Origin of the sequence: Dickeya sp. MK7 (genome assembly GCF_000406305.1) — a bacterium.
GTDB classification, from domain to species: Bacteria; Pseudomonadota; Gammaproteobacteria; order Enterobacterales; family Enterobacteriaceae; genus Dickeya; species Dickeya fangzhongdai.
Genome location: NZ_CM001984.1, coordinates 2,220,287 through 2,237,546, shown reverse-complemented (window position 1 = coordinate 2,237,546; position 17,260 = coordinate 2,220,287). Strand labels below are relative to the sequence as shown.

The window sequence follows — 17,260 nt, the reverse complement described above, 5'->3', positions numbered from 1 at the left end:
ATAAGAAACAAACGGGTGGCGTTCGCCACCTACTTTTTACTGTTCAGACGCCTCGTCATCCAACTCTTCGTCGTCTTCCGCCAGCTCATCCCGCATCGCTTCCAGCGCTTCACGGCAAATGATCGCCAGCGTGCGATAAAACGCGGTGGTGGCATGGCTTTCCACCTTGCCCAGAAAGCGATCGCTCCATGTCAGCAGGTAGCGGTCAAAAAATGCCGACTGCGCGGCGGTTTCATCCTCCTGCGCCTGATCTTCCAGCCAGGAAGCGGCCAACAGCAAGGCGCCGAAATGGTCCACCGGCCCGTCGCCCAGCGGCATACCACGCTGTTGCAAAAACGCGCGCACCTCAGCTTCCTGCTCTGCCGGATCCCAACTGGAACGTCGCGGCGGCACCGACGGCTGCGCGCCGAATAATGCGTCATAATCCGCGCTCATCGCCGGCAAATCAACGCTGCGCTGCCAGCGCGCCATCAGCTCATCCTGCGCCAGCGGCCATTGTTGCGCCAGCTTGCCTTGCGCAATCAGATTAAACAACGGCGCCAGCAGCGGATCCTGCGGCGGGCGGTTAAACAGCGAGCCGAGAATACGGCACACTACGGAAAATTCATTCATCTCATCAACCTGTAAAAAGACATGACGGCGCGCCTAGGTGACAACGTCACAAATCCGCAAACTCCGGAATCGCGGGCTTACCGCGCTGCTCCAGAAAATCCAGCACCCGACGCGGGCTGACATTCAACACGCGATCCTGCGGAAAATCAACGTCCCGCATAATGCGTTCACAATGCGGAAACTCGCCCAGCGACCAGGCGATATGCGAATCCGACCCCAGCGCCAGATAACCGCCGGCATCGCGCACCGCTTCGGCCACCGCTCGGCAATTCGGCTCGCTGCCCTTGCGGGAATGGGTAAAAGACGAGTTATTCAGTTCCAGCGCTACGTTATATTTGGCGGCGGCTTGCGCAACCGCGCGGATATCAATCGGGAATTTTGGGTTGCCGGGATGACTAATGATATGCACCGAGCCCTGCGCCATCGCGGCAATCATCGCTTCGGTATGGGTATCGCGGTCCTGCGGAGGAAACACCGGTTCGTGGAAACCAGCGATAATCAGGTCCATGCAATCCAGCATCGGCCCGGTGCAATCAATATCGCCCGCCAGATTCTTGATGTTGGCTTCAATGCCGCGCAGGATGCCGATACCGTCCACGACGCGCGGCCAGACGCGCATATTGATGAAATGCCAGTAATGCGGCGCATCCGCCATATCCGGGCCGTGATCGGTAATTGCAAACAGGCGGATCTGTTTGGCTTTGGCTTCAGCCACGTAGTCATGCAGGGTGCTGTAGGCGTGGGTGCTGGCGACGGTGTGCATGTGTAAATCGACGGGATACATGGTTTCTCCTGACTCGGCATTGATAAGCCAGCATAGCATTTATCCCGCACCGGCACAGCCGAGGCGTCGGCGCGATAACCACAAATTAACAGAACTGAAACATTCGCCACCTCGTTGCACGCCCGAACCACCGGTCAACAACACGAACTGGCGAGTAAAGCAGCATATTGCGCTAAGTTTGGCTAAACGCACGTTTTTATGAAAGAAGTGTGTTGACGCTGCAGCGGATTTTCCCTAGAGTAGCGCCCCGTTGCCCCTGATGGCAACGACCCGGTGAGGTGTCCGAGTGGCTGAAGGAGCACGCCTGGAAAGTGTGTATACGTGAAAACGTATCGAGGGTTCGAATCCCTCCCTCACCGCCAGATTAAAAACAAAAACCCCAGACGAAAGTCTGGGGTTTTTGTTTTTAAACCGATGATCGGCCTGACGAGAATCCGCGACAGGGTTCGGTAAAACGGCTTGTCGTTTTGGGGCGCCGCAGGCGGCCCGCAGGGCGAGCGCAACGCGCGAGTCAATCCCGAGCGGGCCAGTTCAACCTCGCCTGCCCTTTTCCAGATTTCAGGCATAAGACTGATTTTCTTGTTTATGAGCCCTCAATAGTAGATTGTAGCGGGTATTCACAACAAAATAGGAGACAGCCCCCTACGCCATACACTTTGCATACAGTATCAGTGTCACTATCAATGGCTACCACCAGTCCCTATTTAGGTTATAGGCGGACCAGCTTTCGATCACAAGTCGAACATAATGGTTCCCGCGTATTCATACCACTTTAAGGATCTGGTAACTATCAGCTATTTTCACCCCATAAGAATCGTCAGTTAATCATTAGTTTCGACGTTTTTTTGCATAAATCGCACTTTAGTGTTATAATAAATGTAACTTAAGACCATTTTTTATGGTGAGAAAATGCTAATTGATTTTTCTGTACAAAATTACAAATCGTTTAATTCAAAACAAGAGTTAAGTATGGTTGCGTCAACTTCAACCAAAGAAAGCTATAACTTAGACAGTGTTAAGGAAGTAAATAACTTCGGTATTAAAAGTGTTCTAAAAAGTGCTGCTATTTTTGGTGCTAATGCTTCAGGAAAATCTAATTTAACGAATGCTCTTTATACCTTTAAGGCAATAGTATTAAAATCTTTAGAATCAATTGATGATAAAAGTACAAGAATGGCTGTGCCATTCTTATTAAAAGAGAATTACTTTGATGAAAACACAGAGTTCGAAGTAACTTTCTTAGCAAAAGAGAATTTATATCGTTACGGTATATCTATTAAAGGTGAGAACATTGCAGAAGAATGGCTCTATTGGACAAAATCATCTAGGGAAACCCAATTGTTTCATAGAGAGGGTCAAAGCATAAAGTTCAATCAACGTTCTTTTCCTGAAGCAAAGTCATTTGTTAATTTTGACGGAAATACTTGGGTGATAGAAAAAACAAAATCTTTTGTTCCATTTCTAACTGTGTTGTCACAATTTAACGGTGAGAAATCGGTAGTCGTGACGGATTGGTTTCAGGATCTGAGGATAGTTTCTGGTTTGAACGATTATGGATTCAAAGATTTCACAACCAATCTTTTTGCGGAAAATAGTGAATTTAAGAACTGGTCTTTAGGAATTCTAGAATCCCTTCAAATCAAAGATATAGTAATAAGCGAGGTCGAAGAAAACATACCATTCCCAAAATCCCGTAGAGATATTGATGACATTGACTTAAATGATGCCATAAGAAAACTAGAAGGATTTATAGAAAGAACTAAAATTAAAAAAAAGAAAATAGAGATTATTAAATCCAACAAAAAAACTGGTGAATTTTTTTCATTCCCTTTATCTTTTGAGTCTGAAGGAACAAAAAAATTAATATATTTACTTGGCCCCTTGTTTGATGTGATAAAAAATGAAAAAATCTTAGTGATTGATGAATTTGATAACAAATTTCATACCCTACTATGCAAGTTTATTATTGAACTATATAACAAAAACAATCACGGGAGCAGTCAAATGATTATTACTTGTCATGATACAAATTTATTGACAAAAGATTTTTTCCGAAGAGACCAAATTTGGTTTATAGAAAAAAATGACCGGAATGAAAGCGAGATATATTCTCTTGTTGAGTACAAAGAGCATTACACAAGAAAGGAAGGAAGTTATAGCAAAGACTATCTATTTGGGAAATATGGTGCAATTCCACTTTTTAGCTCTGTGGATAGTCTCGGAGTGGCTCTTAATGGCTAACAGGGATATAGGTAAGACGAGAACTCGTAGAGAAAATACAAGAGAAGAGCGTAAAGTTGTTCAAAATAGGGAGTTAATGACTTTCAGCTTCAAATATTTTGACCAATCCCAACCCCTGAGAGTTCCTGAAACTATTGATCTTTGGCAAGAGTCCAGACTTCTCAAGCCCTTTTTTAATAGGTTGATTGAGATATCAAAATTAACTAGAGATGAAGCATTAGGACAGAGGCAAATAAAGATATATGGAGATTTTCCTCCCAGCGAAAAAACCGCTTTCACTCATCCTCAGCATGTTGAGGAAAATGTGGCATGGGCTGTTATTGAAGGTATTGGCGGAAAACCTAGAGTTGCCGGCTTTGTTTCTGAAAGTACATTCTATGTTGTTTTTTTGGATAGCGAGCATAAATTCTGGATATCTGAAAAAAGGCATACATAAAAACGTTTAAGATGACGCTTACAGCGTACCTAATTTTGGTGTCATGCTATAATATGGTTTTATTTAATACCATCAAAGCTTTATATGAAGATGAACAGATTTTCCATAAAAAACTGATTTATAAAAAATTATATTAACGATTAAATAAAAAACCAACTTTAACACATCAAGCAGAGAGTCGTATGTTTGGAAAAGTTAAATTCCACCCGTGGATAAACCTGACAAAAAGACGGGATATCGCCGGAAAAGATCTTCCCGGCGTATATATGATCGCCAGAAGTGAAACTGAACCTTCTGATTATCGTTCCAACAACGCATCCATCATCTATATCGGCGAAACGACAAGTCAAACGCTTGGTAAGCGAATTCATCAATTCGCTGTATCCGCCTTTAACGAGAAACCCGGTCATTCTGGTGGCAATACTTTTCGCAGAAACAAAAAAGTATTCGGGGATGTGCCAGAAAGCATGCTTTGGGTATCTGTATGCCCTATCCAAATAGACGATATTTATACATCAGCATACATAAGATATTTAGAGCGCAGGCAAATTCTGAAGTTTGTTTGCGCTCACGGTGCGTTACCCACGTGCAATAGTAAGTAGTATTTACGGCTACACCCTAATCCCCCCAATACCTCACCGCCTTCCGCTCCCGCTCATCCACCGTCAGCGAGAACACGTCCGGCCGGGCGTAGTGGCCGACCACGTCCAGATCATAACGGGCGCCGACCAGCAGGTCGGTGTCGATTTCCGCCGTCAGCAAGCCGGCCTGACCGGTCAGCGGCCCGGCCAGTACGTTGCCCAGCGGATCGACGATCAGGCTGCCGCCGTTGATCAGCGGCCGTTGCGGATCCCAGCCGGGCACCTCAATGCCCAACGCGGCAGGCGACGGCTGCACCTGACAGGCGGTAATCACGAAGCAGCGCCCTTCGTGGGCGATATGCCGCATCGAGGCTTGCCAGATATCGCGTTCGTCCACCGTCGGCGCGCACCAGATCTGTACCCCTTTGCCGTACATCGCCATACGCAGCAATGGCATGTAGTTTTCCCAACAGATCGCCGCGCCGACTTTACCCACCGGTGAATCCAGCACCGTCAAGGTGGAACCGTCGCCCTGCCCCCAGATCAGCCGCTCGGCGCCGGTGGGCATCAGTTTGCGGTGCTTGCCCGCCAGCCCGGCCTCCGGCGTGAAAAACAACGCCGTGCAATATAGCGTGTTGCCGTCACGTTCAATGGCGCCCACCACCAGCGTGGCGCCGGTACGAGCCGACAACGCCGCCAGCGCCGCACACTCTTCGCCATCCAGATCGACGGCGTGGTGGTAATACTGTGCAAACGCTTCGCGCCCTTGCGGCAGGCGATAGCCCAGATAGGTGCCGAACGTCTCGCCCTTCGGGTATCCCCCCAATAGCGCTTCCGGCATGACCACCAGCTTCGCGCCGCTGCGGGCAATGTCCCCTTCCCATGCCAGAATCGCCTCCAGCGTCGCTGCTTTGCCAGCGGGTGAACTCCCGATTTGCAATGCTGCCACCACCGATGTCGCCATAGTTTGTTCTCCGGTTAGTTGCGATGGCCCGACGGGCCAGCGATAGTGATATGCTGCCTATCCCGCTGAGTTGAATGAAGCCCATTTCGTTGTTGATTGATATGAATGAAATAAATATCAGCAGTCTGGATTTGAACCTGCTCAAAACCTTTGAAGCGTTATACGAGGAAGGCAGCGCCAGCCGGGCCGGCTTACGCCTTGGCATCACCCAGTCCGCCGTCAGCGCGGCGCTAAAACGGCTGAAGCAGTGGTACGGCGACCCGCTGTTCGTGCGTACCGGGCGAGGTTTGATGCCGACGCCGCGGGCACATGAGCTGCAACCGCTGGTCAGCGATGCGCTCAACAAGTGCCGTGAAACGCTGACGTTGCTTCAACCCAATCCGCAGGCGTATGCCGGCCGCACCGTAACCCTGGGGCTGTCGGATGATTTTGAACTGGCGCTGGGGCAGGCGCTGATCGCCCGCCTGCAACAGCGGGCGCCGGGATTACGGCTGGTGTTTCGTCAGGCCCACAGTCAGATCGCGGCGGACCTGCTGCTGCGCCACGAACTGGATCTGGCGCTGACGGCTGGCGGCTTCAGCTACCGCTCACTCTCGAAGGTACAGGTCGCCAGCGGCGGCTATGCCTGTCTGGTGGTCCGTGACGTGACCGCACTATCGCTGGAGCGGTTTATTCAGACGCCGCACCTGCTGATCTCGCACGGCGGGCACATCGGGCTGGTGGATGAACAGCTGGCGGAACAGGGGCTCAGTCGGCGTATTGCCGCCTCCACCACCCATTTTGCCGCGATCCCCTGGCTGTTGCAGGATGACACCCTGTTGGCGACGCTGCCCGCCCACGCCGCTCAGGCCATCGCCGCCCGTACGCCACATCTGCGCTGCCTGCCTTGTCCGTTGTCCATGCCGGATTATGCCATCGAGCTGGGATTCCGGCCGACCGTCATACGTGACAGCGCGGTTCGTCTGGTGCGTGAAACGCTCAGCCAGTTGGCGGGCGAGTTTCAGTGGTTCGCGCCGGCTCGCCCGTTATCTGAGCGGTGATAGCCGGCGTTTGCACTGGCGTATAGGCCACGTCATGCACGTTTCTGCACGATCTCCCATTACGATAGCGCTCACGTCGTATTACCGAGCTTAAGCCCGAACCAGACTTAACCCGGCCTGCGCAAAAGGCGCAATAACCTCATCCGGGACGGTGGATTCCACAATCAGCGTGCCGGCCATGGCTAATTCGCCAATCGCATAGCGGGAGGCCACGTTCAGCTTATCCTGCGTCGCCATGACCACCGTTTCCGCCGCGCGCGCCGCCAGCGCCCGCTTGATATACGCCTCTTCCAGATCGCCGGTACTGAACCCCGCCTGCGGATGCACGCCGGTCACCCCCATAAAAAACACGTCGGCCCGAATCGGAGCCAGCGCTTCCACCGCAGCGGCACCCACCGCCACCAGAGAGTGTTTGTAGAGACGCCCGCCAATCAATACCACCTCAATGCCCGGATGGTTTACCAGCGCCACCGCCACGCTCGGGCTGTGGGTCACCACCGTGGCGGTCAGCGTAAGCGGCAGAGATTTCACCAGTTCGCCGCTGGTGGTGCCGCCGTCAATCATCACCACCTGCCCCGGCAGGATCATGGCGGCCGCGGCCCGCGCCAGCTGATGTTTGGCGCCTGTCGCCATCCGGCTGCGCGCTTCAAAGCTGACCACCGTGCCGGACGCGGGCAACGCGCCGCCGTGCACTCGTTGCAATCGGCCCTCGCTGGCCAGCTCCCGCAAATCACGCCGGATGGTATCTTCCGATACGCCAAATGCCTCGCTCAATTGTTTCGCCAGCACCTGCCCTTCGGCCGCCAGTTGTTCCAGAATCCGCTGTTTACGCTGCGTGGTCAGCATGATGTTCCCCGAATGAGTCAGTCACCCCCCTTATTTACCTGATACTGCCTGATTTTGCACGTTTTATGGTTATTAGCACGCTTTTCCGGCACAAATGAATGCACGAAATTGCATGATAACAATTGAGATCGCACGAAAGATTACGTTAGGATAACCGCTCACTACTTGTTCAGGAGAGTCATGATGCTTGCCACACGGGACCGGATACGCATTATCGACAGCGTTGTATTGGCTAACGATTGGTATCTGCTGAAAAAAACCACCTTCGACTTTCTGCGCCGCGATGGCACCTGGCAGCGGCAGAGCCGGGAAACCTATGATCGCGGCAACGGCGCCGTTATCCTGCTGTATCATCGCCAGAAACAGACGCTGCTGCTGACCCGCCAGTTTCGCTTCCCCGTGTTCGTCAACGGGCACGACGGGATGCTGATTGAAGCCGCCGCCGGCCTGCTCGACCACGCGGAACCCGAGGTGCGTATTCGCGCCGAGGCGGAGGAAGAAACCGGCTACCGGGTATTTAATGTCCGCAAGGTGATGGAGTCGTACATGAGCCCCGGTTCGGTGACGGAAAAACTCTACTTCTTTCTGGGCGAATACGACGACCATTCCCGTATCAGCGCGGGCGGCGGCGTGGAGGACGAAGGCGAAGACGTGGAAACGCTGGAAATGACCCTGCCGCAGGCACTGGCGGCAATTGACGACGGCACGATTATGGACGCCAAAACCATCATGCTGGTGCAATACGTCGCACTGCATCGCTGCCTGCCGTTCGACGGCACGAAGCGTTAATGCCAATTCCCTGAATTTTGATAAGTTTTTCGGCGAGTGTAATAACTCGCCGTTCCCCTGAACATAATCCTGAACGTAATAATGGATGACTGAATCATCATGATGAAACTGTATTATTCTCCCGGCGCCTGCTCAATGGCATCCCATATCATTCTGCGCGAATCCGGGCTGCCTTTTACCGCAGTCCCCGTGAACCTTGCCACGCATACGCTGGAAGACGGCTCCGATTACTACCACATCCATGCCGCCGGGCAAGTGCCGTTGCTGGAGCTGGAAAATGGCGCGCGCCTGAGCGAAGGCGTCGCCATCCTGCAATATCTGGCCGATCAGGCTCCTGCCAAAGCGCTGGCGCCGGAAAACGGTACGCTGGGCCGCTACCAGTTGCAGGAAGCCCTGAACTTCATCAGTTCCGAACTGCACAAATCCTTCTCGCCGCTCTTTCGCCCGAATACGCACGAAAGTACGCAGGCCACGGCGCGTGAACGTCTGCGCACGCTGTTCAACCGTATTAATCAGCGCCTGAGCACCCAGCCCTGGTTTTGCGGCGACACCTTCAGTGTGGCGGACGCCTACCTGTTCACCGTAACGCGCTGGGCTGGTTACGTCGGTATTGAGCTTGCCGACCTGAACGCGCTTAACGCCTATATGACGCGCGTCGCCGAACGACCGGCGGTAAAAGCGACGCTGGCGGCGGAACACCGCGACTGATGGTTATTCATGTGCGCGTACCGCGCACATGTTCTTTTCCCCACCCGGTGGGGAAAAATAATAATTAGCCAAAGAATTACTTGTCATCTTTATTTATTTCACTTCGATTATTATGCGTCTTTCTTTTTTTAGGATGACAACCAACGATAAATCGCCCCTTAGATTCACAGCTCGCCAACCCGTTTATTCAACAGACGTTTTTAATAAAAATCCCCCTGAAAATTGACATTTCGCGTTTTTATCTTCATACACTATTACACCTGTCTGCGATCATCGCACAGGTTTTACGGTTATTTATTCCCCGTTTTCGATCTTAAAAAATAAGGTCAATGGCAAAGGTTCATGGGTTATTTATCCGTGTTCAGGGGTGTGCTCATCGCATCCGAATGCGTTTATCAACACAAATTGGGCACGAGAATGCGTGCCTGAAACACAGAAATACACGACAGGAGAGGGTTATGAAGAAAATATGTTCGTTACTGGCCGGATTGATGCTGGCTGCCGGCATCATGTCCAGTCCCGCCGTTCAGGCCAAAGGTCAGGCGGGCGTTTTTGATTACTACCTGCTGACCTTATCCTGGTCGCCTACTTTCTGCCTGACCCACGCCAATAATGAACAGTGCACCAAAGGGTATGGCTTTGTGTTGCACGGTTTATGGCCGCAATATGCCAACGGCGGCTGGCCGCAGGACTGCCCGCCGATTACCGCGCTTACCGCGCAGGAGCGCAAATACGGCAATACCCTGTTCCCCACCGATACCTTGCTCACCCACGAATGGACTAAACACGGTACCTGCAGCGGACTGGGAGCGAATGGTTACCTTCAGGCGGCAGATAACGCGCTGACCAAGGTGAAAATTCCGGCCAGTTTCCAGGCGCCGGTCAAGCCGTTGCAACTGACGGCGCAGCAGATTCTGACCGCGTTTCACCAGAGTAATCCCGCGCTGCCGCAAGAGAGTATCGTCGCAGTTTGCAGCGGCGCGGAACTGTCTGAAATCCGCGTCTGTATGGACAAAGACCTGAACTTCCAGTCCTGCGGCAAAGCGGTAAAAACCCAGTGTCGCGACGGTAACATCCGCGTTCCTAACGTGCGTTGATCCGTTCTCTCGTGCCTGACGCACGGTAGAATGCTCCTTTTAGCCCGCCTGACGGCGGGCTTACTGTCAGTGAATGTAGATACATTGAATAACAATATTTACTTTTGTAAAGATTTCTATTGTATTTATTCTGCATGTGAAATATCACTGTCATCCGGGATCGTTAGCATGCCCGGTTGGACATACCCCATTCACCCCAGTGCAGGTATACAGCATGTTTTTGTTTTCACCTCAGGACAGCACCTACACCAGGATGTTGTGCCAGTTTGAATTTCAGGCGCAACAGGAAGGGATTACCCGTCAGACAATGGCTGCCGCGGTAGTATTCCGGGGCGGAATTCTGCTGGTGCGCCGTAGCGCCAACGATCCGGTGCTGCCCGGCCACTGGGAGATCCCCGGCGGCAGCCGCGAGCCCGGCGATCACAACCTGCTTGCCACCCTGATGCGGGAATTACAGCAAGAGACCGGCCTGCGGTTGCGTTATATCCGTCATTATCTGGGCTTTTTCGATTATCTGACGCCGGTTAACGAGAAAGTTCGTCAGTGGAATTTTCTGGTCGACGTCATGCAGGAAGAGGTGTGTCTGAATGGACAAGAGCACGATGCCTGGCAGATCGTGCGTCAGCCTGCGGATATTCCGGAAGACTGCCCCATCAGCGAAGAGAGTCGCTTTGTCGTCAACGCCGCGATTCGTATGCTATAACCGCCGTAAATGCGATAACCGGAAACAATGGCCCCGGTGCGCCGGGGCCTGATAACGCTTACACCAGTTGGCCGAGGGAAGCCGGTTCGAACCCTTTGAGGGTTTCCAGCTCCTGCTGGCGGACTTTTGCGGCCCAGTTTGGATCGGTCAGCAGCGCACGCCCCACCGCGATCAAATCAAACTCATCACGCGCCATGCGGTCCAGCAGTTTATCGAGGCTAGCCGGGTTGGAGCCTTTGCCGGCAAAGGCGCTGAAGAATTCATCCGACAGCCCGACGGAACCCACGCTGATCGTGGCCGCTCCGGTCACTTTTTTGGTCCAGCCGGCGAAGTTCAGGCCGTTTTCGCCATCCACATCCGGGAATTCCGGTTCCCAGAAACGACGCTGGGAGCAGTGCAGAATATCCACACCGGCGGACACCAGCGGCGCCAGCCAGTCTTCCAGCGCCAGCGGCGTCGGCGCCAGACGGGCGCTGTAATCCTGCTGTTTCCACTGGCTAACGCGCAGAATCAACGGGAAGTCCGGTCCTACCGCTTCGCGGACGCTCTTCACTACCTCGGCGGCAAACCGTGCGCGTTGTTTGATCGTCGCGCCGCCGAATGCATCGGTGCGCTGGTTGGTTCCGCCCCAGAAGAACTGGTCGATCAGGTAGCCGTGCGCGCCGTGCAGTTCCAGCGTATCAAAACCCAGACGTTTCGCGTCGGCAGCCGCGCGGCCAAATGCGGAAATGGTATCGGCGATGTCTTCATCGGTCATGGCATGGCCGCGTTCCACCTCCGGCGAGAACAAACCAGACGGGCTTTCGATGTAATCCGGCTCCCAATCCACGCCGTTAAGCGGTGCCGAACCGACATGCCACAGCTGCGGCCCCATTTTGCCGCCCGCGGCGTGGACCTCGTTAATCACCTTCTGCCAGCCATTCAGCGCGCGTTCGCCGTGGAAGAACGGAATGCCGGGATGGTTACGCGAACCGGGACGATCCACCACGGTGCCTTCCGACAGAATCAGGCCTACCTCGCCTTGCGCCCGACGGCGATAATAGGCGGCAATATCATCGCCCGGAATGCCTTCAGGCGCGAAGGTGCGGGTCATCGGCGCCATCACGATACGGTTTTTTAATTCCAGCGTTTTTAGCGTAAACGGACGGAACAGAACTTCAGTATTAGCCATGTAATTCATCTCCTTGGGCATGAACCCGTGATGGTATACAATGTAAACCTGGTGTCAATCAGGCACATGAATGCTACCAGGTAGCCTAAAGGAAACCACTATATGCTGAAACCCTGCGTATCCCCGTTCTCGCATGCCAACTGCCCCAGCCGCTTTCTGCTGGAACAGATCGCCGATAAATGGTCGGTGCTGGTGCTGGGCGCGCTGTGTGAAAAACCACTACGCTTTAACGAAATCAAACGCAGCCTGGAAGGCATTACGCAAAAAGCGCTGACGCAGTGTCTGCGCAAACTGGAGCGCAACGGTATCGTGGAGCGGCGGGTGCTGACTTTCTCGCCGATTGCGGTGGAATACCACATCACCCCGCTCGGACACACCCTGAAAGAACCGTTTCAGGCGCTTTACCGCTGGACGGTGGAATACCTGCCGCAAGTGGCGCTGGCGCGGGAAGTCTTTGATCAACGACAGGAAGAACAAACCCGAGCGATGTCCGACAGCAACGCCTGAATGAAGGTCGTCAATGCGCGGACATCGCCTGTCAGGCGAGCGGTATCAGGACACGGTAAACGACATCATCATGCCGGTGTCTTCATGCTCCAGCAGATGGCAATGCGCCATAAACGCCCGCTCTTTCGGCGCCGGGTGATTGAACTGCACCAGCACCTCGCTGCGAGCGCCTTCCACATGCACAATGTCTTTCCAGCCACGCCGGTGTGCGGCGGGCGGTTTGCCATTTTCGGACAGGATGCGAAAACGGGTGCCGTGAATATGGAAGGGATGCAGCATCATGTCGCCTTGCCCGGATATGCTCCACACCTCGACGTCGCCGCGCCGGACGTCAAACAGGGGCTGCCCCATCTGGAACGCCGCGCCATTGATGCGGTTGCCGGACAGGATATCCAACGGCGCCGACGCCTGACCTGTCTGATGGTTCATACCGCCGTGGTTCATACCGCCGTGGTTCATACCGCTGTGGTTCATACCTCCGTGATTCATTCCACCCTGATCCATGCCGCCATGATTCATGCTCATACCGCCATGCTGCATTCCGGACGACGCGGATGACGACATGTCCATACCACCCTGCGACATCCCCTGCATAGCGCCGTGTCCCGCCATATCCATGCCCGCCATCGCCTGCATGCCATAGCGCTGCATCAGCGCCTGCATACCCAGCATATCGAGCTGCGGGTCCATGGTTAGCTGCAGTTGGCGCGTTTTTAGCCCCGCCGTTGACGGCAGCGCCGGCAGTGTCGCCAACGTTTCCGGCAGCGCGCCGGCGCCGGGTTGCAGGGTTGGCTGAATGCGTAATACCGGCAAGGGCTGATCAAACGGCGGCACGCTCATCCCCATCTGTGTAACCGGCAGCGTCACCACATCGAACGCCTTACCGTCACGTGCATCCACCAGCACCTCAAAACGTTCACCCATCAGTACGTTCAATGCGCTCACTGCCACCGGCTCCGCCAGCAGTCCGCCATCGCTGCCAATCACATACAGCGGTCGCCCATCGCTGGCCGCCAGCGTCAGCGAACGCGCGTTACAGCCGTTCAGGACCCGCAGCCGCAGCCACCCGCGCGGCGCGGCATGTTGCGGGTAGCGCGCGCCGTTGGTCAGCATCAGATCGCCAAACCAGCCGACCGCCGCCGACATAACATCCAGTTGATAGTCAATTTGCCCTTTCGTATCCAGACGTTTGTCTTGCAGGATCAGCGGGATATCATCCACGCCCCACTGCGACGGCAGCGGCAATGCCCGGCTGGCGGCATCCTGAATCAGAATCAGGCCGCCCAGCCCCATCGCCACCTGACGGCCGGTCACTCCGTGGGTATGCGGATGAAACCACGCTGTCGCCGCCGGCTGCTCGACCCGGAACGCGGCGGTCCAGGTTTTGCCCGGCGCGATCTCCGCCTGCGGACCGCCATCCGCATTGCCCGGAATTTCCAGCCCATGCCAGTGCAGCGTTGTGGTTTCAGGTAGGGTGTTGGTAACGTTGAGGGTCACCGCCTGCCCCTGCTCCAGTTGCAGCGCCGGCCCCAGAAATCCGCCGTTGACGCCCCAGGTGGCGGTTTCCAGCCCTGTCAGCCAGCGCATGCTGCCGGTCTGCAACTTCAGGGCGATATTGCCGCCCGCATCCGGCGCCAGCAGCGGCGGCACCGGCAAGGTCGGGCGCTCCTCGGCCCAGCCGAAACGGCTCCACCAGGGCAAAGCGCTAGCCGCCCCCAGCATGGCGCCCAATTTGATAAACTCGCGGCGACGCATACGTCTCTCCTCCATGCGGATATCATTCAGGAAAATGATTGGTAGTCGCTGGCAGACTGCACCTTCCAGTAACAGGAAGGTCAAGCGTTTTTATTCCATTCCACTACGTATTTCCATACTGTGAATATAAGGCTCGACAGAATCCAAGCCCGTCTCAGGCACAACAAAAAGACATTTTATTAAACAGTAGATATATTTTTATTTTTCATCAGTCAGCCGTTATAACCGCTGAATGCTTTACTCGGACCACTCTGATTTTACTCCAGCGCATTTCAGCTCCCGCGCCTCGCTTTGCAATAATAACGCCGACGACAATGTCATTATCGGTAATACACCGTATAGCGAGATGAAAAATGAATTATCCCTTTGTTTCCGCTTTGCTATCAGAAATAGCACCCACATTAGGCATCCAAATCGAATTTGAGCCGGAATTCAGTTTTGTCGGTGAAATAATATTCCCTGACGGAAAGAAACATTTATTCAAAAACACCAATCTCAACCTTAACCCTTCCGCATCCTCGGCTATCGCTCAGGACAAGTCCTACACGAAATATTTCTTGCGCAAAAATGGGTTTAACGTGCCGCTGGGAAAAACCTTCTTTTCGGAAACGCTGAATAACCGACTGGCGCCGGAAAGCAGAAGAGGCATTGCTGCCGCCGGACGGTTTGCCGGCTCGCTCGGGTTGCCGGTATTTGTAAAACCCAACAATCTGAGTCAGGGAGCCTGGGTCACCAAAGTTTATGATATGCCGTCGATGGCGGCGATCTGCAACCATATTTTTTCCCGCACGGATGTGTTATTGGTGGAACAAGTGTGTCAGGGGCGGGACTACCGGGTGGTGGTGCTGGGTGGAACCGTGATCTCGGCATACGAGCGATTTCCGCTGGCCGTTTATGGCGATGGCGTGCGGACAATCCAGCAACTGCTGGTCGCGGCGCAACAGAGTCTGACTCATCGCGGGCGCCCCGGCAGCCAGATTAACCCGCACGACCCGCGTATCGATATCAAGCTGGCCGATATGGGCCTGAGCCGCAAGACCATTCTGCCTGCGGGGCAGAAAACCTTTCTTCTTGATAACGCCAATCTTTCCACTGGCGGAACCTCGGTGGATTTTACCGATACCATCCATCAAAGCTTCGCCGAGTTGGCAATAACGGCCACGGCGTCATTGGGGTTGCGTATCGCCGGCGTGGATATTATCTGTCGTGATTTATGTACGGATGCCGCTACACAGCCCTGGAATATTATCGAAATCAATTCTGCGCCGGGATTAAACAATTACGCAGCGCTAGGACCGGAGCAACGAGAGCGCGTGAAAGCCCTTTACCGGCAAATCCTGCTGCTGATTCAACAGGAAAGCACCATCACACAGCATTAATTGAGCGGATAAAAACGCCGCAACACGGCAACCGGAAAAAGCCCGTCATCCATGACGCGGCCCGATTGAAAAGGTGTTCAGTTTACAGGGTGTTCTGCTTAAATGGCGCTTCGCAATTATTCGGAGCACGTCAGACCTGAATAATTGCAGAGCGTGCCTAATATTCCTTTCGTCCCAGCCAGCACTCTTTCAAAATACTGCCGCGTACGCCCATATCCAGCAACGGACGTGGCGGGATATAACTGGGTCGACCCAACGCCTGCATATCAGCGATCAGCGGGTTATCGACGCCGGTCGCCAGATCCGCCAGCGTGCTGCCTGCGACGGTCTGCTTAGAGATACCGGCGCCGTTGCACCCCACGGCGGCATACAAATTATCGCTATATTTTCCCCAGCCCGGCGCCCCGTTACGGGTGACGCTGATCATGCCGGACCAGGTATGGGCAACCGATACCTCGGCCAGTTGCGGGAAGCGGGACAGAAAAATCGCCTGATGCTGCCGCGTAATCTCCGCAGTGTGGCGCGCCGTGACAGTGTAACTCGGCACATAAGCCACATGCTGGCGAATCAGGAAACGACGATCGCGGGTGTAACGCAGCGTAGCGCCCGCGATGGCATTAGCCGGCGTCATACCCCACTCGCCAATCTGGCCGATCCGCTGTTGCTGTTCCGCCGTCAGCGGTTCAGTGAGCGTGGCAAACGTCGACAACCCCACCACCTGACGGGAGAACATCGGCAGTTGCCGGGCGCAGCCGTTGGTCGCCACCATCAGATGCCGGGCTCGCACCTCGCCGTAAGGCGTGCGCACCCGCACCGTTTTGCCGGGTTGGATCTCCAGCGCCGGCGAGCGCTCATACAGCGTCACGTTGTCGGGCAGGCTATCCGCCAGCCCCCGCACCAGCGCCGCCGGGTTGAGCAACACGCAATTCGGCGTATGGATCGCCGCATGGTAATAGGACGTACCCAGCTTGCGGGCCAGCGCATCGCCCTGCACTAACTGGTACGGCTCCGACAGCGCCTGCAATTCGTGGGCGTACTGCTCCAGCAATCCATTCAGTTCAGGTCGAACAATGCAATGATACTTGCCGTGGCGGTTCCAGTCGCAATCAATGCCATAACGGGCGATCAGTGTTTCCAGTTGCGCCAGCCCGGCGTGCAGCAGGCGGCGATAGTTGGCGGCTTTTTCCAGCTCCGCGGTGGAGCTGCCGATATTGTGCGGCAGGTCGATGGCGAAGCCGGAATTCCGCGCGGACGCGCTGTCGTCAATGTCGACGGCATCCAGCACCACCACCTGCTCATGCGGGTGGTTCTCCGCTATCCGGCGGGCGAACGCCAGCCCGGCGTAACCCGCGCCAATCACCAGCCAATCGGCGGTGATCGAACGGCGCAACGCCGGTCGGCTTTCTCGCGGCGACAATATCGCCGACCAGCCATTGGTGTTGTCATCCAGTGGTAATGCATTGATGTTCAAAATGTTCTCCCTGATCTGATGCTTATATTTATGTGCCGCATTTTACCCGGCGGATCGGGCGATGCACAGGCCGCCGTTTCTTCCGACAGTTCGGTGTTCCACGGCAATTCAGTCCCACATTCATACGACACTGGACGGCAGATAAAAAAATGCCCGCAGAATCGCGGGCATTAACA

At 54.4% G+C, this 17,260-nt stretch carries 18 protein-coding genes and 1 tRNA gene; 11 read left to right on the top strand and 8 right to left on the bottom strand.

Features of this window, described 5'->3' with window-relative positions:
• Positions 1–36: 36 nt before the first annotated feature.
• Positions 37–612 carry a molecular chaperone gene (locus tag DXXMK7_RS09745; RefSeq protein ID WP_038918907.1) on the bottom strand — a complete coding sequence of 192 codons (576 nt, stop codon included), beginning with the start codon at positions 610–612 and terminating at the stop codon, positions 37–39.
• Positions 613–658: 46 nt separating this feature from the next.
• Entirely contained in the window at positions 659–1,396 is a 738-nt protein-coding gene (locus DXXMK7_RS09740) for a phosphatase (protein ID WP_038918906.1), read from the bottom strand.
• Positions 1,397–1,668: 272 nt separating this feature from the next.
• On the opposite strand from DXXMK7_RS09740, the gene DXXMK7_RS09735 reads away from it, so the two are divergent.
• Positions 1,669–1,758: transfer RNA gene (locus DXXMK7_RS09735), tRNA-Ser, on the top strand.
• On the opposite strand, the gene DXXMK7_RS22625 is transcribed toward DXXMK7_RS09735, so the two are convergent.
• The gene (locus DXXMK7_RS22625) at positions 1,750–1,962 is read right to left on the bottom strand and encodes a hypothetical protein (RefSeq protein ID WP_152490645.1); all 213 of its coding nucleotides are present in this window, start codon (positions 1,960–1,962) and stop codon (positions 1,750–1,752) included. The two genes, DXXMK7_RS09735 and DXXMK7_RS22625, sit on opposite strands and share 9 nt — an antisense overlap.
• 343 nt (positions 1,963–2,305) lie before the next feature.
• Here DXXMK7_RS22625 and DXXMK7_RS09730 point away from each other — a divergent pair, with 343 nt between their 5' ends.
• From DXXMK7_RS09730 to DXXMK7_RS21880, 3 genes are all read left to right on the top strand, one after another.
• Positions 2,306–3,637: an ATP/GTP-binding protein gene (locus tag DXXMK7_RS09730; RefSeq protein WP_038918905.1), complete on the top strand. Its 1,332-nt coding sequence runs from the start codon at positions 2,306–2,308 to the stop codon at positions 3,635–3,637.
• Positions 3,630–4,073 (top strand): hypothetical protein, encoded by a 444-nt coding sequence (locus DXXMK7_RS22620; protein WP_127353461.1) that lies wholly within the window; start codon positions 3,630–3,632, stop codon positions 4,071–4,073. Before DXXMK7_RS09730 ends, DXXMK7_RS22620 begins: the two co-directional genes overlap by 8 nt.
• 182 nt (positions 4,074–4,255) lie before the next feature.
• Positions 4,256–4,675, top strand: a complete 420-nt coding sequence (locus DXXMK7_RS21880; RefSeq protein WP_071605201.1) for a hypothetical protein — start codon at positions 4,256–4,258, stop codon at positions 4,673–4,675.
• A gap of 16 nt (positions 4,676–4,691) precedes the next feature.
• Here the strand turns inward: DXXMK7_RS21880 and DXXMK7_RS09720 are convergent, their stop codons facing one another.
• Positions 4,692–5,618, bottom strand: a complete 927-nt coding sequence (locus DXXMK7_RS09720; RefSeq protein ID WP_038918904.1) for a carbon-nitrogen hydrolase family protein — start codon at positions 5,616–5,618, stop codon at positions 4,692–4,694.
• A 101-nt stretch (positions 5,619–5,719) separates the two neighbouring features.
• On the opposite strand from DXXMK7_RS09720, the gene DXXMK7_RS09715 reads away from it, so the two are divergent.
• Complete coding sequence (locus DXXMK7_RS09715; protein ID WP_038920954.1) at positions 5,720–6,658, top strand: LysR family transcriptional regulator; 939 nt, start codon at positions 5,720–5,722, stop codon at positions 6,656–6,658.
• A gap of 90 nt (positions 6,659–6,748) precedes the next feature.
• Here the strand turns inward: DXXMK7_RS09715 and DXXMK7_RS09710 are convergent, their stop codons facing one another.
• A complete protein-coding gene (locus tag DXXMK7_RS09710) occupies positions 6,749–7,504 on the bottom strand; it encodes a DeoR/GlpR family DNA-binding transcription regulator (RefSeq protein ID WP_038918902.1) in 756 nt (251 codons plus the stop codon).
• 183 nt (positions 7,505–7,687) lie between these two features.
• Between DXXMK7_RS09710 and DXXMK7_RS09705 the strand changes: the two genes are divergently transcribed.
• From DXXMK7_RS09705 to DXXMK7_RS09690, 4 genes are all read left to right on the top strand, one after another.
• On the top strand, positions 7,688–8,293 hold the full coding sequence (locus DXXMK7_RS09705; RefSeq protein ID WP_038918901.1) for an NUDIX domain-containing protein: 606 nt from the start codon (positions 7,688–7,690) through the stop codon (positions 8,291–8,293).
• 102 nt (positions 8,294–8,395) lie between these two features.
• Complete coding sequence (gstA, locus tag DXXMK7_RS09700) at positions 8,396–9,001, top strand: glutathione transferase GstA (protein WP_038920952.1); 606 nt, start codon at positions 8,396–8,398, stop codon at positions 8,999–9,001.
• 458 nt (positions 9,002–9,459) lie between these two features.
• Positions 9,460–10,098 carry a ribonuclease T2 gene (locus DXXMK7_RS09695; RefSeq protein WP_038918900.1) on the top strand — a complete coding sequence of 213 codons (639 nt, stop codon included), beginning with the start codon at positions 9,460–9,462 and terminating at the stop codon, positions 10,096–10,098.
• 214 nt (positions 10,099–10,312) lie between these two features.
• Positions 10,313–10,801: an NUDIX hydrolase gene (locus DXXMK7_RS09690; protein WP_038659168.1), complete on the top strand. Its 489-nt coding sequence runs from the start codon at positions 10,313–10,315 to the stop codon at positions 10,799–10,801.
• A gap of 58 nt (positions 10,802–10,859) precedes the next feature.
• Here the strand turns inward: DXXMK7_RS09690 and DXXMK7_RS09685 are convergent, their stop codons facing one another.
• A complete protein-coding gene (locus tag DXXMK7_RS09685; RefSeq protein WP_038920951.1) occupies positions 10,860–11,972 on the bottom strand; it encodes an NADH:flavin oxidoreductase in 1,113 nt (370 codons plus the stop codon).
• A gap of 102 nt (positions 11,973–12,074) precedes the next feature.
• Between DXXMK7_RS09685 and DXXMK7_RS09680 the strand changes: the two genes are divergently transcribed.
• Positions 12,075–12,479, top strand: coding sequence for a helix-turn-helix domain-containing protein (locus DXXMK7_RS09680; RefSeq protein ID WP_038918899.1), 405 nt, complete (start codon positions 12,075–12,077; stop codon positions 12,477–12,479).
• 45 nt (positions 12,480–12,524) lie between these two features.
• Here the strand turns inward: DXXMK7_RS09680 and cueO are convergent, their stop codons facing one another.
• The gene (cueO, locus tag DXXMK7_RS09675; protein WP_038918898.1) at positions 12,525–14,234 is read right to left on the bottom strand and encodes a multicopper oxidase CueO; all 1,710 of its coding nucleotides are present in this window, start codon (positions 14,232–14,234) and stop codon (positions 12,525–12,527) included.
• 578 nt (positions 14,235–14,812) lie between these two features.
• On the opposite strand from cueO, the gene DXXMK7_RS09670 reads away from it, so the two are divergent.
• The gene (locus DXXMK7_RS09670; RefSeq protein ID WP_238555983.1) at positions 14,813–15,613 is read left to right on the top strand and encodes a cyanophycin synthetase; all 801 of its coding nucleotides are present in this window, start codon (positions 14,813–14,815) and stop codon (positions 15,611–15,613) included.
• A gap of 157 nt (positions 15,614–15,770) precedes the next feature.
• Here the strand turns inward: DXXMK7_RS09670 and DXXMK7_RS09665 are convergent, their stop codons facing one another.
• Positions 15,771–17,084, bottom strand: coding sequence for an FAD-binding oxidoreductase (locus DXXMK7_RS09665; RefSeq protein WP_038918896.1), 1,314 nt, complete (start codon positions 17,082–17,084; stop codon positions 15,771–15,773).
• Between the last annotated feature and the right edge of the window lie 176 nt (positions 17,085–17,260).